Genomic DNA, 15393 nt, shown 5'->3' on the forward strand with positions numbered 1-15393 from the left:
GTTTATTTTTAAAGCCCTTTCAAAAATTACTACTTTATATATTCTATCAAATTTTGCTTTTTTGTCAATTTAAACGTACATAAAATCAAAAATGTTATGTGCTGTAGTTACTGAGTAAATATACATTAAAAAAGAATAATTAAAGTCCGAGCTGGTTCTGTCTTATTTCAATTCAAAAATAACTTGAGAAAGTTCAGTTTTCAATTTTGTAACTCTTTCTAACACCTTTTGATTATATAGCATTTTCCTTTCCAGCTCACTTTTGCTCTTATTAAAATCTTCTTTAGAATTTCTCAAAAGCTCGGTTATAATGCCACAAACCTGTGATATTTTGTCTTCCATATCAGTTTTAAAAGCCTCAAAGCTTTCTTCCATTCTTCTTAGAAAGTCATACCTGATTCTGCCAATGTTTCTGTCAACATCAATTTCAACCCTGTCAAGTACTCTCTTTAAAATAATCTTTTGAGCAAGTTTTTTGGACAAAAGATAAGTAAAGTATACAGGATCAATCTCTAATGCACCAACTTCATAGCCTATTTTGTAAGTAAATTTGCTTTGTGCCACAAACCTTTGCAAACCTTCATAGTATTCTATATCAATAGAAAAGAGCTGTCTTGTTCTGTCTTTGATACTATTTATTACCTCATTTATTTTCTCACAATACCTCGACAAAAGAGCTGAGTACTTATTTTCAATTTGTTTTTCAAGATCACTTTTTAACAGTTCAAACTCTTCCACAATAGCCTTCTCAAGATATTTTTCGAGCTGCTCTTTTTGTTCAATTCTTTTAAGTCTTGCAACTGATGGATAATAATCATTTATCTTTTTAGTTATCTTAACTACAAGTTCCCTCTTTATTTTTTCCATCTCGTCATCAAAACTTTGTAAAATATCATTCATCTCAATTTTAAATAGCTTATAAATTTCAATCTTGTTTTGATTTACTTTATCCAAAAACTCATTAAATTTCTCAATATTTTCTTCAAGCTGTTTTAATGGCATAACCTTGAGTTTCATATCACTTTCCAAAAATGTTTTGCAAACTTCTAAAAAGCTATCTAAACTTTTCAGATTACTCAAAACTTGCACCTTTTCTTTTTCATCTCTTAAAAATCGTTTTAGTTCCTCTTCAAAAATTTCTATGCCACTTTTTTTGATAACTTCTCTGCTATCCTGCACCTTGCCTTCAAGTGCCATTTTTGCTGAAATAGGAAAGATATTTACATTTTCTTTCTTTGTAATATCCTTAATTACACTTTTTGTAAAACTTACTATCTCCTCTAATTCATTTTTATTTGTCAAGTCACATTTATTAATTACAAAGAATATCTTATCTACACTTTCGGCAATCTTAAGTAGAAACTGTCTTTCAACTTCAGTAATTGGTGGGTCAACAGACAATACAAATATGACTGCATCTGCCTTGTCTACAAATTCATATGTCACATCTGTGTTGTGTTGATATATAGAACCAATTCCTGGTGTGTCAACAATTACAACATCCTTATTCAAAAAATCAAACGGATACCCTATCTCAATTGTATCCACACCTTTTTGATTTTTAGGATTCCCTTTTTCTGTGCAGTAAAGCTCAAGCTCATCAACTGGAATTTCTTTTTTTACACCATTGTTAAAAATTACATCTATTTTAATCTCAGGACTATAATAAATCTTTGTTATACTTGATGTCAAAGGAAGAACTCCTGTTGGTAATAAATTTGTCCCAAGCATGTAATTTATTAGCGTAGATTTTCCTCTTTTGAACTGACCCAATATAACAAGGTAAAATGCATCTTTTTTGATTTTTCCTTCAATATTACTTGCCAATCTCTTGATAGATTCTGAATCAATCTCCTCTGATAGCTTTTTAATTTGGTGGGAAAAGTTTTTAATATTCTCCTGCATGATATCATACGCTGTGTCCCTCATCGCAAATCACCTCCTTTTGAAATGTCAGCTCAAATGCACTTAATCTTTAGACCCTGCAACAAACTCAACAGCCATGTGCCATGCTCTTACCTCTTCAGGCGTATAGCTTTCATGAATGTTTCGATAGTCGTTCTTTTCTTTTATCTTCTCAAGATGATGCAAGATTACATCAATTTTGTGCTTCACAATCGATAAGAGGTCTTTTTGAATTGACATTGAAGGCATTTTTTCTAAAACTTGCTTTAGGTGTCTTTGACATATGAAACCTCTTTCTGCAAATGCAGATTTAAACTGAGACTGTGCTGTAAAGTAGTGAGAAAACGCTCTTGTGTAGGTATCTTCAAAGCCTTGTTCTTTTTCACAAAAGATGCACATATTTTGGTCTTGAGTTTTCCTTTTACGAGGCAATATTTCAATATGGTGGTTGTTTTTAAAACTTCTCAGCAAATCCGAATATATAATGGCATGGGCAAGCACATCTCCAAACGACTCTAACTTTCTTGCATGCTCTGGACAGATTCCCCCTTTTCTTATTTTGTCACGTAAGCTGTAATCGTTTACTGATTCATACAGAAAGTCATCAAAAAACTTATCCATTGCCTTGTTTTTAAGATGGCATACAATACACTTATCTTCTTTGAAGTTTTCTATCATTTCAAAATACACAATATCCAAAGTGCATCCCCCCAAAGCCTTTAAAAAAGCTTAAAACTCTTTAAAAAAGCAAAAAACTCCTGCCCGCATCTTGTACGGACAGGAGTTATCAGCCAACCAGGGTATTCCCTGTGGCATTTTAAGGCGAACTCCATCGCCTCTATATTCACTTTTTCTTTCAGTTTTTATTATATGAAGTTTTGAAATTTTAGTCAATAATTAGTTTTTTACTCTTCCGGCACAACTGAGGGGTCAATCAAGCTCCAAAATGCAAACTTTGGCTGATAATCCTTGTCAAATAGAAGTGGATAGTCACCTTTTAGCCATGAGTAATCATCTTTCAACCCCCAAAAGGTAACACTTGTAACTACATTTTTGTACTTCTTTAAAACATCAAAAATTGCTTTTAATTTTTTGGCCTGTTCAATTAGAAGGTAACGGGTATACGCATCATCATCTTCTGTCATGTTCTTTGCAATACTTATATCAATCTCTGTAAAATGTATCTCAAGCCCCGGAATCTTGCTAAAAAGCTTTATGGTCTCCTCGATTTCACTTACATCCGGCCAGTCAAGTGAAATATGGCACTGAAGCCCTACTCCATGAATTGGCACACCTTTTGCTTTTAGATTTTTAATAAGTTTGTATATAAACTCTCTTTTATATGGATCTTCAGTACTGTAATCATTGTAGAAAAGTTTTGCATTTGGGTCTGCTTCATGTGCCCAGATAAATGCCTTTTCAATGTACTCTGGCCCTAAGATATTGAACCAGTCGCTTCTTCTATATCCATCTGGCTGATTCTCATCAATTGCTTCATTTACAACATCCCATGCATAGACCTTTCCCTTATACCTTCCAACAACTGTTTGAATGTGCTTTTTTAACCTGTCTAACAGTATCTTTTTGTCCTTCTCACTATTTGTCAGTTTTTCACCTGTTTCAGGATTTGTAAAGAACCAGCTTGGAGTTTGCTGATGCCAAACAAGAGTGTGCCCCCGCAATGAGATATTATTCTTCTTGCAAAAATCTATATATTCATCTGCAATGCTGAAATTAAAACCACCTTCATAAGGTTGAAGGCTTTCTGGTTTCATCTCGTTTTCTGGTGTTATGCTGTTAAAATGTCTTTTTATGACTTCTACATCAACTGGATTTGTCAAAGCTTTATACGGCACAGCAACTCCAATCTTGAAATAGTTTTTGTACTTTTCAAAAAGTGATGGCAGATTATAATCTGGTATAGGCTGCCCCCAATTTTCATCTGCGATGGAATAAAGGTCTACATAATAAGATACCGCAACTGCTGGCTTTACAAAAAAGCTAACATCCTTTGCAGAAAACTTGGTATCAAGATCAAGAGTTGCAAATAGCTCTGTCCACTTTTTAGGTGTGACGTTCTGTTTTGTCAAAACAATCTCTTTTGTCGACTTTCCATCGTTTATTTTTATCCCTGCTAAGAAGCTAACAGGCTTTGAACTGCCTTGGTAAACAAGCACCGAAAAATCATATGTTCCTCCTTTTTGGAGCAATCCTTTTATCGGAAAGAGAATCTTCCCATTTTTACTCTTCTGTGATGGCTGAATCTTTAGACTGTAAGTACTGCTGTAGGCTTTGTCCTTTGTAAGCGTGAGTTTGCAGTTTTTATCTTCCGGCAAAAAGCCGCCAGTATTTTTGTTCTCAAAATTCTCCTGTTTGAGAATATAAGCGGTTTCTAAATCCTTTATTGCAAGCAGGTCAATGTAAAAAGAATCGCTTTTGCTTGTTGGCATATTTACAATCAAATTAATTTTCTTAGCCTTCTTATAATTATAGGCCTGGATTTTTCCACTTACCCTTGTCCATATGTTTGGCAATAATACCTTTTCAGCAACAATAAGTTGGTTTTTACCACTTGAATCTAAAATCTCTAAGGTTGCAGAAATTCTTTGAAGCTTTTTTGTAGCTTGCATTGCATAAAAAGAAATTTCATACTCTCTTGAGAAGTCTAAAAACTTTGTAATATCAACTACAACTCCATCACTTACATTTTTTCTCCCTGATACCAGTACTGAGTAAAGACCTTCTGCACGAGCAGAATTTGTAATCTTTAGAGTTACACTGGAAGGATATTTCACTAATGGAGAGACACTTTTGCCTTCAAAGTTGTACTCAATGCATTTCTTTTTTGAACTTGCCTGTTCTGCAAATGAATAAGTTATAAATTTTAAAGGTACAATACTACTTATTACAAACAACAAAGCAAGAATAAAACCTAACTTTTGACTTTTTAACCTTCTAACTACCATATAAACACTCCTTTTTAAAGTTCGTTTTTTAAACATAATCAGGGAATGAAAGCATATCAGAAATCACCATTGCAACACAACCTAAAACGCAAGCTCTGTCTTTTAGCCTTGAAACTTCAACCCTCACATGATGGTATTGTGTAATAAATGACCTTTTGAAGACAATTCTCCTCAGTTCTTCTAAAAACAAGTCACCCATAAATGAAGCCTTATTACCTATTATAACTATATCTGGGTTAAATATATTGACCAAATTTGCAATACCTATTCCAAGCTTGTTAGCAATATCTTTTATAGCGTGCAATGCAACCTTGCTTCCCAGTTTTGCAGAATCTATTATGTAACTTGCATCCAATTTATCAACATTCTTTTTGTTTATATACTCATCTTCCCAGCTACTTTCAACCATTTTTTGAATAAGACTCAAAAGTGCCCTTTCTGAAGCGAAATTCTCTAAGCAGCCCACATTGCCACAACTACATACGTCATCATTAAAATCAATAGTTGTGTGCCCAACCTCTCCCGCAAATCCTTTTGCACCTCTGTAAATCTCATCGCCAATGACAATACCAGCACCAATTCCTATGCCAACACTCACATATACAAGGTGAGAAACATCGCCCCAGTCGCCAAACCACTTTTCACCCAAAGCACCTGCGTTTGCTTCATTGTCAATGTAAACTGGTAGATTAAATCTTTCTTCAACCATTGCTTTCAAAGGCACATCTTTCCATCGGAGATTAGGAGCAATAAGGACTGTGCCTGAGGTTTTTTCAACAATACCTGGGACTCCTATGCCTATGCCCAAAATTCCTTTTTGTGTCTGCGGAGCCACTTTTATGGCCTCGCTAATTAATTCAAAAAGAACTTCTAAGATTCTCTCTTGAGTTTCCCCAAGTCTAATATTTGCGCTCTTTTCCCAAACTATCTCGCCAATAAAGTTTGTTAAAACCAAGTGAATATAGTTTACTCCAAGGTCAATCCCAATTATGAGCCCAACATTTTTATTTACCTCAAGTAAAACCGGCCTTCTTCCACCTTTTGAATGACCATAACCTTTTTCTATAACAAACCCTTCTCTTATAAGTTCGTCTGTCAAATTTGAAACAGTGGCTTTATTTAAATCTACAAGTCTCGAAATCTTTGCTCTTGAGATTGTTTTGTTATCCAATATAGTTTTTAAAACTAACAGTTTATTAATCTGTTTCAGTAATGTATGATTGCCCATTTCTTCATGTCCTTTTTTAAAATGTGTTTGGAAATTATTATAACTCAAAACTTTATGTTCATGAAATATTCTTCATTAAAACATTTTAACCCTTTACAGCACCTGCCATCATACCTTTTATAATCTTGTCTTGGCCTAAAATGTAAGCAATTAGCATTGGCAGGAGTGACAAAGTCAAGAATGCCATTATAGCAGGGATATCTGAACCATATTGGCCTTGGAAATCCCAAATTCCCAAAGGTAAGGTCCTCTTTGAAGGACTGCTTGTCAGCACAAGAGCAAATATAAATTCATTCCATAAATAGGTACCATTGTAGATTGCTACGGTAATGAGTGCAGGTCTTGAAAGTGGAAGAATTATGTTAGAGTAAATTCTAAAAAAGCTGCATCCATCAATTTTAGCTGCCTCTTCAAATTCAACAGGAATCTCTCTCATAAACTCTGTTAAGATGAACACTGACATGGGAAGACTTAATGCCACATACGGTCCAATCAAACCGAATATGTTGTCATAAACCCCTATTCTCTTAGTCAAAAGATAAATAGGAATCAAAGTTACATGAATAGGTATTGCCATTCCTGCTATAATAAGAGAGTACAATGCATTATTGAACTTAAACTTAGCCCTTGCAAATACGTAGGCAGACATTGATGAAATAAGCAAAATAAGAACCACAGATAAAGAAACAGCAATGACACTATTTTTGAAATATGAAATAAAATTGCCTTTGAAAACTGTCAAGTAGTTACTAAACGTTGGCTGCTTCGGTAATTCCCAAACCGCTCCTGTGAGCAAATCCATTTGAGTTTTGAAAGATGTAAAAGCCATAAACAAAAACGGCAAGTCAGCAATCAAGACCCATATAATTAAAAAAACTATAAACCACTTTTTTATTTCCTTTCTCATTCCCATTTTTCTCTTCACCTCTACTTCTTTGAGCAGTTAGGGTTTTTATTGTTAAGCTTCTTTTTGTCTTGTTGCAAAGTATGCAATAAGTCCTGCAGTGGTTATAATGATGAACATTGCTGAAGCTATTGTACTACCATAGCCCATCTTAAATGAAGCAAAAGCATTCTTGTACATGTATGTTGCCATAAGCTCAGTTGCTCCAGCTGGTCCACCTTCTGTCATAACGTATATCAAATCGAAATATTTCAAAGACCCAATTAATGAAAGTATACACGCTGTTTTTATAGAAGGCAGCAGTAAAGGTATCTCAATCTTCCAAAAATACTGAGTTTGCGTTGCACCATCTATTTTAGCTGCTTCATAAAGCTCCTGAGGAATATTTGATATAGCAGCTATAAAGAATATCATGTAAAATGGAATATACTGCCAACATATAACAGCAATTACAGAGTATAGCGCTATTGAAGGGTCTCCAAGCCAGTCTTTGGCTAAATTCTCTAAGTGAAGTAGATTTAAAATTGCAGAAATTAAACCAAATTGAGGGTCATAAACATATTTAAAAAGAACACCTATTGCGACTGAGGACATTAGCATAGGTAAGTAAAAGAGAGATTTGAAGATATCAAATTTCTTGCCTCCTCTGTCTATTATAATTGCAATTAAAATAGCAAGTGGGATCTGAATCAAAAGAGAGAGTATTATTATTTTTATATTGTTAGTTAACGAATGCCAAAATACACTGTCAGTAAAAAGAGCTGACCAATTTTTAAATTTCACAAATTCTTTTTTTGGCGAAATTCCATCCCACTCGTAAAAACTTAGCCAAAAAGACATTATGATTGGATAGACTATATAAATACCGATAAAAATTAATGTGGGAAGCAAAAATAGAACTATACCCAACTTTTCTGAAATACTGTGGTCTTTTGCCTTAGTCATCAGCAAAAACCTCCTCAAGTATTCTGCCCTTCACTATTAGAAAAACAGTTTTTATTAAACGACATTGGTTCCCTCCCTTCCACGGGCGGGAACCAATGCCTCTTGAATTTCCCTCCTTTTTACTTACCAAATACTTCTTTAGCTGTCTTTTCCATCTTTTGAGCTGCAGCCTTCGGTGTCATTGTAAGTCCAAACATTGCCTGGCATGTATCCTTGTGAACCTCAGCCAATTGTGGTGGCAGATATTGGTCATACCATAGCTGGACATGTTTCGCTTTACTTATTATGCTATTTAATTTTTGAAGTTTTGGATCATCCAGCTTTACACCCTTTACAGGAGGAATTCTTCCAATCTGAATTCTTTCCTTTACAGACTGGTCATCAATCAAGTACTGAATCATTTTAAATGCCTCTTTTGGATATTTACACCTACTTGAAATAGCGTAGAAGTTGTCACCCAATGTACCAACAACATTGTTTGGATCGCCTTTACCACCCTTGATTGCCGGGAATGGGAAGAAATCTAAATTGTTATCATAGAACTTTTTATTTTCACTCTTTATAACAGAAATCTCCCATGAACCCATGAGCTCCATAGCAGCTTTGCCTGCATATAAAAGCATTCTTGATTGACCTGTGTCGTAGTCAAGTCCATTATAGCCTTTTGCAAATGCTCCTAACTTAACAAGTTCTTGTAGCATTTCTCCTGCCTTGATAAATACAGGGTCTTCAAAGCTTCCGCCTTTTCTGGTAGCTGCTCTTTCAAAAACTGAAGGACCTCCTAACCTGTCAACAAGATACATGTAAAACATTGAACCAGGCCACTTTGTCTTGTTCGCTAAAGCAAATGGAGCTATTCCCTTTGCCTTCAGTTTTTTAACAATGTTTAATAGTTCATCATAAGTAGTTGGAACCTTTAGGGAATATTTTTTGAAGATCTCTTTGTTATATAGAACAATTGCTATTGCCACATTTTCAACTGGAACAGCCCAAATTTTTTTATCAAATGTTACCATGCTGATAGCACCATCTAAAAATCTGTTCTTGTAGTTGTTTTCATTCATATAAGCAGTTATATCTTTTACTTTTCCACTTTTGATGTATTCGTAAAACTGTCCTCCACCCCATGTGGGGAAAACATCTGGAGCTTGATTTGCACCCATTGCAATTTTCAATTTAGTCTTGAATGCATCATTTTGTAGAGGAACAACTTCTACTTTTACCCCAGGGTTTGCTGCCATAAAGCGGTCAACCGCCTTTTGAATAACTTTCTTTGCATCTTCGTTTGTCTGAATGTGCCAGAATACAATCTTCTTTGTCCCACTTGTTGCAGAACTACTGAAAGCCTTTTCAGAATGCAATGAAATAATGCATACGCTTAAAGTGAAAGTAATAACTAAACATAACGCAACCCACTTTTTAAAACTCTTCACACCAATCACTCCTTTTTAGTTTGTTTACTAAATAAACTAATTATATTACTTCGCCAAAAATTTTAATTTTCCTTCTTGATTTTTTATTAAATTAGCATATTTTAAACATGAAACCATAAAATTTGAGGTACTAATTTGTAAAAAAATTGTTGTACGAATTGCTGATTTTAAAACAAGATATTTGTGAGTTTTGTGAGGAAAGCTTTTACTATAGGTTCTTCTTTACTTTTAGCTGCTGATTTTTCTGAAAAAATACTTTATAATTTAATTATATAAAGAAATTATTTTAGGTTTGATATGAAATGAATAAAGCATTAGTCAAACTCTTTACAATCCTGGCTTTTTTACTTGTTCCTATGTATATTATCTGGGCTATTGTGGACAATACCCAGCAAACTAAAAAGATTTCTTTTCCAAACAATCAAAGGCAGTATTATATTACATCAGCTAGTAAAGAAACTCCAAAGAAAGGCAGTAAGGCAAGCAATGTATATTCAACTGTGTACTCTGGTACCTCGGTAGAAAAGGTTTCAGATGCCATTTACATTATTAGCAGTAAAAATTCGGATGGGACTTCATCGCAGAAAATCTATTACAAAAACAAGGTCTTACCATCTGAAATGAAATATTACAATCCAGTAATAAGATTTATAAAACAGCAGATTTTAGAATCCAACATATTTGAACAGGGATTATATGATGTCTATATTGAAAAAATTGATCTTTCCTCAAAGTATATAAATGCAGCTGTCATGTTCTATCCTCTTGAAGAAATTGAAAAATCAAAAAATTCTTCTATGATCGAAGGTGAAATGATTGTTTTGACACTTTATGTAGATAGAAGCAAAACTCCTGAGGAGTATTCCTTGCTCTCTGTTATAAAAGGTGAACATTCAAATGACTTTTTCAACGTCTTTTTAAAATCGGTTTACAAATTTACTGTTATAAAGAAAGGAGAAAAGTAAAGATAGACATATGAACTCCGAAAAAGGCTCTTTCCGACCAAAAGATGTAAATCTTTCTCGGAAGTTATATGAAATATTCCAAAGACTATACGAATTTTGGGGCCCTCAAAACTGGTGGCCAGCTGAAACAAAGTTTGAGATGGTTGTTGGCGCAATCTTGACTCAAAATACATCGTGGAGTTCAGTTGAAAAAGCCATTTCAAATCTCAAAAAAGCAAATATTCTGTCAATTGAAGGAATTCTGCAAACTCCTGACGAAATATTAGCTCAGCTAATTCGTCCAACAGGTTATTACAATCAAAAAGCTAAAAGATTAAAAGATTTTTGTAGTTTCTTGAAAAACGAATTTAATTTTGACTTGCAAAAGCTTTTTAGCCTTGAAATTCCAGAACTGAGAGAGAAATTGCTCTCACAAAAAGGTATAGGATATGAAACTGCTGACAGTATAATACTCTATGGAGCTGAAAAGCCTATTTTTGTTGTTGACGCTTATACAAAAAGGCTTTTTTTCAGGCTTGGCTTGATAGAAAGTGAAAAAATTGAATATAACCAGCTGCAATCTATTATTATGGAAAATTTAGAACCTCAAACATCTTTGTTCAACGAGTTTCATGCACTTATTGTAAAACACTGTAAAGAGATTTGTAAGAATAAAAAGCCTGAATGCAAAAAGTGTTGCTTACACAAAATGTGCGAGGCTGGCACTTTTAAATAAAGTACCAGCCTCTATTAGAGACTAAACATTATCATTTATCAGCCCAGTTCAAAACCGTGTCGTTGACCGTCATCTTCCCGCCGCCTTCATCTTTAACTGTTAGTTTTCTGTTCTCTATCTCTTCTTTATTTGCACCTTTCTCGACTGTAGACCAGCTACCTCTTGTGTATTTATATTCGAATGTTTCACCTGCGTTAAGTTTAACAGTCACAGTATATGTTCCGTCTTGCAGTCTTACAAGTTCTATTGCTCCATCCTTATCTCCTGGATTCCAGTCAGAAAGTCCAGCTTTTCCAAACGAACCTGCCAAATAGATAACATCATCATCTGTCCCAGCTGGTACCTTTACTTTAAATGTGACTTCAATATTTCCATTACCATAAACTTTTGGAACTGCTACTGTGCTTGAGCTTTCTAATGATACAGGGTCCTTACCAGTTACCTTAGTAAAACCTTGTGGAAATTCATTGCTCTTGTATGCAACAAACATTGAAATTGGTGCAACCAATGCTTTGCCAGCAACAAAGTTTGTAAGATTCTTAATTGGTGTTGTGCCAACTTCATCTCCATTTGCAACAACAACCCAGTTCCCCTCTGGCAGTGTGACCTCTTGTACTTTCTTTGTTGAGTTGTAAACAACTATAATGTCATTCCATGTATCTTTTGGATATGTCAGTCTATAGCCTAACGTTCCTTTTGGTGTTTGGATAAATGTTAAATACTTTTGAATATCTGCTGCTGTTGTCATCCTAAATGCAGGATGCGCCTTTCTGAGAGTAATCAAACCTTGATAATACTTGAAAGTATTAATCCATTTTGCTTTTAAGCTCCAGTCATACTTGTTTATTTTGTCACCTGCATTGTATGAGTTGTTATTCATATATTTTGTTCTGTTGAATTCAACTCCACCGTGTAAGAATGGAACACCTTGTGCTGTCAAAACGATTGCATTTGCAAGTCTACCCATCTTATCTTTGATATAATCTGGTTCATTTGGAACACTCTTTTGAAGTTTGTCCCACAGTGTTAGGTTGTCATGTGCTGAAACATAGTTAATACACTCATCAGGGTCTTTTGCAAAGTCACCAAGTCCGCCTTGGATACCTCTTTTCAGGTCCTCAAGCCTGTAAGAATAGTTCCCCTGCATAAAGCCCTTGGACTCGTTGTCAAGATTACCCCTTATAGCCTCTCTAATCCTGTCATTAAATAGCCCTATGTGTAGTCCTGCCTGGTTGAATGAGCCTATTTCCATTCTAAGTGACGGGTCAAGCGGTGATGCACCTGCCATCCAACCTTCACCATAAATTACTGCTGACGGATTAATTTTTCTTACTTCTTCTTGTGCTTTTGCCATAGTAACCCTGTTTATTGCTGCCATTAAGTCGAATCTGAAACCATCTATATGATATTCTTTTGTGAGGTACACCAATGTATCAATTATAAACTTTCTGACCATTGGTTTTTCGGTTGCAACTTCGTTGCCACAACCAGATGCATTTGAGTAGTTACCATCTTTGTCTTTTCTGTAAAAGTATCCCGGCACTATCTTGTCAAAAATTGAGAATTTAGCATCTCCTATCTGGAATGTGTGGTTAAATACAACGTCTTGAATAACACCTATTCCTGCCTTGTGCAGAGCCATAACCATCTGTTTGTACTCTTTAATTCTTGCAATTGTATTTGGATTTGTAGCATATGAACCTTCAACATTTTGATACAAAACAGGATCATATCCCCAGTTATAGCTTTTGTCAGGATTTGTCTCATCAACCGAACCAAAGTCATATGTTGGAAGCAGATGTACATGGGTTATACCAAGCTCTTTCAAATGGTCAATACCTGTTTTCACGCCATTTGGTCCTTTTGTACCTGTTTGAGTAAAGCCTAAGTACTTGCCTCTAAACTCTGGCCTTATTCCACTTGAAGCATCTATTGTAAAGTCTCTAACATGCGTCTCATAAATTATTGCATCTTCTTGGTTTTCAAGCTTTATAAATGTATCTTTTTCCCAACCAACTGGATTTGTATCTTTGGGGTCAAAAATTAAAGTTCTTTCAGAGTTCGCAGAGGTTGCTCTTGAATATGGATCTGGTACAACATATTTTCTGATTGAGTCATCAGTTAAAGAATTTGATGCATGCCAAACTTCGTACTGATAGTACTTTCCTTTCAAATCACCTTTTATCTTAAGGTACCAAGTACCGTTCACAGACTGCTCCATTTCATACTCTTTGTATTTTGTGGTTTTGTAATCGTCATAAAGTCTTAAAATAACTGCTATTGCAGTTGGCGCCCAAAGTCTAAATGTAGAATAACTCTTTGTATACACAAGCCCAAGGTCATTTCCTTTGTAATAATATTTTGGATTGTCCAATATGTCTCTTGCCTGAGCAATTGCAGATTTAAAACCATCTTTAGAAATAACATATGGAACCTGTGGCTCAAGTTCCTCTTCAGTTGTAATCTTGAAAGTGTCAACTTTTGTTATCTTCTCATTTCCTGTGTAAAGTTCCTCAATTACTTTGTCATTTCCCATTCCATCTGGGTACCACTTTGCAGATGTACCATCCCATGATGTGAACTTGAACTTAGCACCAATTACAACGCCGTCTTTGCCAAGTTCTTTTACAAGCTCATAGTACCCTTTCTGCGCATTCCATGTCATTTTCCATTCAGGAAGTGGTTTATATTTTCCTTCTGGAGAAGCTGTTCCGCCCCAGTCGTTCATAGTTCCTGATACGTATACATCAAGTTTACCAGTTGTATCTGTGAACTTAAAATCACCTGCACCTGGTTTTAAGATAAATCTCACTTTTGTGCCGCCATCAATGAGCTCATACCCTGCTTCTTCTGGCTTAAAATTCTTATTTATCTTGGGCAAAACTGGCTCAACTTTTTTGATAGGAATTTCTTCATAAAATGCCGTAACTTTGAACCCTTGAGTTTTGTTATTTGGAAGAATATCTGCTTTCTTCGCAAGCTTTACAACGATTGTATTAAGTCCATCAATGAAAGCTGTCATCTTAGGAGTTTTTTGAGGCTGGGATGTGTAGATTTGCTCTTCTCCTTCAATTAGCCAAACCTCTTTTGTTCCGTTGATGTTAGAGATGAATCTGTCAAATGCAACATCTTTTGCTTCCCAATTGCCCTTTCTTACGATAATACCCACTTTAGTTATTTTGCCAGGAAGCTCTACAACTGCTTTCACACCAAAGTCATCTTTAGAAGTAAACTCATACGCTTTCCCTTCTGCCCCAACCGGCTCAACAGGCCAAATCCAGAGGTTCCAGCCCTGATAGTCTTCATTATAACGGTAGTAGTGAATAATTAATGTGGTCTTTTCACTTGCAGCAAGAGTTGAAAGTGGCAAAACAATTGATACTAAAAACGTCAAAGTAATTAATAGTGCTGTCAAACGTTTGCTTAAATTAATTTTAATCATAAATATAGACCTCCTTCAAACTGTATTAATTGATAAAAAAACAAAGGTAAAAACTAAGATAAAAAACCTTCAAGTCAAACTGAACCAATAATAACTGAATTTTAATTAGTCTTAGAGATTATGCAAATGTTTGCTTAGCTTTTGTTTTGATTATATAATTTTTAATTAAAATTGTCAATATGCTGCATATTGAATATTTTTTTTACAGAAACTTGTGAAAAAAATACAAAAACAAATCCCTACCTGCTTCCTGCAAGTAGGGACTTCGTTGATATACAATTTATAGACATTTTTACTCTAACTTGAAAAAGACTCTATAAATCAGTTGAGCGGCTTCTGCACGTGTTGTGTTCTTCTGAGGATTTATATTCTTCCCATCACCTTTTATCAAACATTAGCAATTAATATTGCAGTGCTATTTTTAGCATAATCTGAAACCTTATTTGCATCAGCAAATTTTGTAATAACTTCAGTATCAGCTTTGCTAAGCGGCTCTTGAGCAATTTCTAATGCTCTTTTTGTCAATACAAACATATCCTGTCTTGTTAAATAGTCTCCCGGTCTTAACTTATTCCCTCTTCCCTTAGCAACACCAAGACTTTTCGCAATTCCAATCTCTTTATAATATTGGTTATTTGGTTTTACAACTATAAAATTCGAAGCTACCTCAGTTTTTAAATCTTTAGTTCCAATGGGGTCAACTTTTATATTTATTTGCTTTTTAATCTGAACTAAGTTATCGGCAAACACCTTTACAGGAAGTAGAAGATATACAAAAGAAATAATAAAAATCAAGGCAAGAAGAAATGAACACATTCTCTTAATAATAAATTTTCACCTCTTTTTATTCTAATTTTATAAAGATGCGAAATAAAAAACACTTGCATTTT

The 15393-nt window shown here is 34.7% G+C and carries 13 protein-coding genes and 1 riboswitch; of the genes, 2 read left to right on the forward strand and 11 right to left on the reverse strand.

Annotated elements, in window-relative coordinates; translation table 11 throughout:
* Positions 1-162: 162 nt before the first annotated feature.
* From ELD05_RS11425 to ELD05_RS11455, 8 genes are all read right to left on the reverse strand, one after another.
* Complete coding sequence (locus ELD05_RS11425; RefSeq protein ID WP_127352526.1) at positions 163-1929, reverse strand: dynamin family protein; 1767 nt, start codon at positions 1927-1929, stop codon at positions 163-165.
* Positions 1930-1968: 39 nt separating this feature from the next.
* Positions 1969-2595: a DUF6062 family protein gene (locus ELD05_RS11430; protein WP_241243700.1), complete on the reverse strand. Its 627-nt coding sequence runs from the start codon at positions 2593-2595 to the stop codon at positions 1969-1971.
* 81 nt (positions 2596-2676) lie between these two features.
* Positions 2677-2751: riboswitch (Fluoride riboswitch) on the reverse strand.
* 59 nt (positions 2752-2810) lie between these two features.
* Complete coding sequence (locus ELD05_RS11435) at positions 2811-4871, reverse strand: endo-1,4-beta-xylanase (RefSeq protein ID WP_127352528.1); 2061 nt, start codon at positions 4869-4871, stop codon at positions 2811-2813.
* Positions 4872-4899: 28 nt separating this feature from the next.
* On the reverse strand, positions 4900-6099 hold the full coding sequence (locus ELD05_RS11440) for an ROK family transcriptional regulator (RefSeq protein ID WP_127352529.1): 1200 nt from the start codon (positions 6097-6099) through the stop codon (positions 4900-4902).
* Positions 6100-6184: 85 nt separating this feature from the next.
* Positions 6185-7012 carry a carbohydrate ABC transporter permease gene (locus tag ELD05_RS11445; RefSeq protein WP_127352530.1) on the reverse strand — a complete coding sequence of 276 codons (828 nt, stop codon included), beginning with the start codon at positions 7010-7012 and terminating at the stop codon, positions 6185-6187.
* Positions 7013-7057: 45 nt separating this feature from the next.
* Positions 7058-7948, reverse strand: a complete 891-nt coding sequence (locus ELD05_RS11450; protein WP_127352531.1) for a carbohydrate ABC transporter permease — start codon at positions 7946-7948, stop codon at positions 7058-7060.
* Entirely contained in the window at positions 7941-8078 is a 138-nt protein-coding gene (locus ELD05_RS14155; protein WP_206516885.1) for a hypothetical protein, read from the reverse strand. The genes ELD05_RS11450 and ELD05_RS14155 overlap by 8 nt, the downstream gene beginning before the upstream one ends.
* The gene (locus ELD05_RS11455; RefSeq protein ID WP_127352532.1) at positions 8068-9381 is read right to left on the reverse strand and encodes an extracellular solute-binding protein; all 1314 of its coding nucleotides are present in this window, start codon (positions 9379-9381) and stop codon (positions 8068-8070) included. Before ELD05_RS11455 ends, ELD05_RS14155 begins: the two co-directional genes overlap by 11 nt.
* Positions 9382-9683: 302 nt before the next feature.
* On the opposite strand from ELD05_RS11455, the gene ELD05_RS11460 reads away from it, so the two are divergent.
* Both ELD05_RS11460 and ELD05_RS11465 read left to right on the forward strand, forming a co-directional pair.
* A complete protein-coding gene (locus ELD05_RS11460; RefSeq protein ID WP_127352533.1) occupies positions 9684-10346 on the forward strand; it encodes a hypothetical protein in 663 nt (220 codons plus the stop codon).
* 10 nt (positions 10347-10356) lie between these two features.
* Entirely contained in the window at positions 10357-11061 is a 705-nt protein-coding gene (locus tag ELD05_RS11465; protein ID WP_127352534.1) for an endonuclease III domain-containing protein, read from the forward strand.
* A 31-nt stretch (positions 11062-11092) separates the two neighbouring features.
* Here ELD05_RS11465 and pulA read toward each other — a convergent pair whose 3' ends face one another.
* From pulA to ELD05_RS11480, 3 genes are all read right to left on the reverse strand, one after another.
* Positions 11093-14503, reverse strand: a complete 3411-nt coding sequence (gene pulA, locus ELD05_RS11470) for a type I pullulanase (protein ID WP_127352535.1) — start codon at positions 14501-14503, stop codon at positions 11093-11095.
* A 292-nt stretch (positions 14504-14795) separates the two neighbouring features.
* On the reverse strand, positions 14796-14894 hold the full coding sequence (locus ELD05_RS15070) for an S-layer homology domain-containing protein (RefSeq protein WP_127352536.1): 99 nt from the start codon (positions 14892-14894) through the stop codon (positions 14796-14798).
* On the reverse strand, positions 14891-15319 hold the full coding sequence (locus tag ELD05_RS11480; protein ID WP_127352537.1) for an S-layer homology domain-containing protein: 429 nt from the start codon (positions 15317-15319) through the stop codon (positions 14891-14893). Before ELD05_RS11480 ends, ELD05_RS15070 begins: the two co-directional genes overlap by 4 nt.
* Between the last annotated feature and the right edge of the window lie 74 nt (positions 15320-15393).

Source organism: Caldicellulosiruptor changbaiensis (assembly GCF_003999255.1).
Taxonomy (GTDB): Bacteria; Bacillota; Thermoanaerobacteria; order Caldicellulosiruptorales; family Caldicellulosiruptoraceae; genus Caldicellulosiruptor; species Caldicellulosiruptor changbaiensis.

Coding starts and splice junctions, on each gene's coding strand:
- ELD05_RS11440 (WP_127352529.1), bottom strand. CDS start 6,099: ATGGGCAATCATACATTACTGAAACAGATTAATAAACTGTTAGTTTTA.
- ELD05_RS11450 (WP_127352531.1), bottom strand. CDS start 7,948: ATGACTAAGGCAAAAGACCACAGTATTTCAGAAAAGTTGGGTATAGTT.
- ELD05_RS11425 (WP_127352526.1), bottom strand. CDS start 1,929: ATGAGGGACACAGCGTATGATATCATGCAGGAGAATATTAAAAACTTT.
- ELD05_RS11435 (WP_127352528.1), bottom strand. CDS start 4,871: ATGGTAGTTAGAAGGTTAAAAAGTCAAAAGTTAGGTTTTATTCTTGCT.
- pulA (WP_127352535.1), bottom strand. CDS start 14,503: ATGATTAAAATTAATTTAAGCAAACGTTTGACAGCACTATTAATTACT.
- ELD05_RS11460 (WP_127352533.1), top strand. CDS start 9,684: ATGAATAAAGCATTAGTCAAACTCTTTACAATCCTGGCTTTTTTACTT.
- ELD05_RS11445 (WP_127352530.1), bottom strand. CDS start 7,012: ATGGGAATGAGAAAGGAAATAAAAAAGTGGTTTATAGTTTTTTTAATT.
- ELD05_RS11465 (WP_127352534.1), top strand. CDS start 10,357: ATGAACTCCGAAAAAGGCTCTTTCCGACCAAAAGATGTAAATCTTTCT.
- ELD05_RS11480 (WP_127352537.1), bottom strand. CDS start 15,319: ATGTGTTCATTTCTTCTTGCCTTGATTTTTATTATTTCTTTTGTATAT.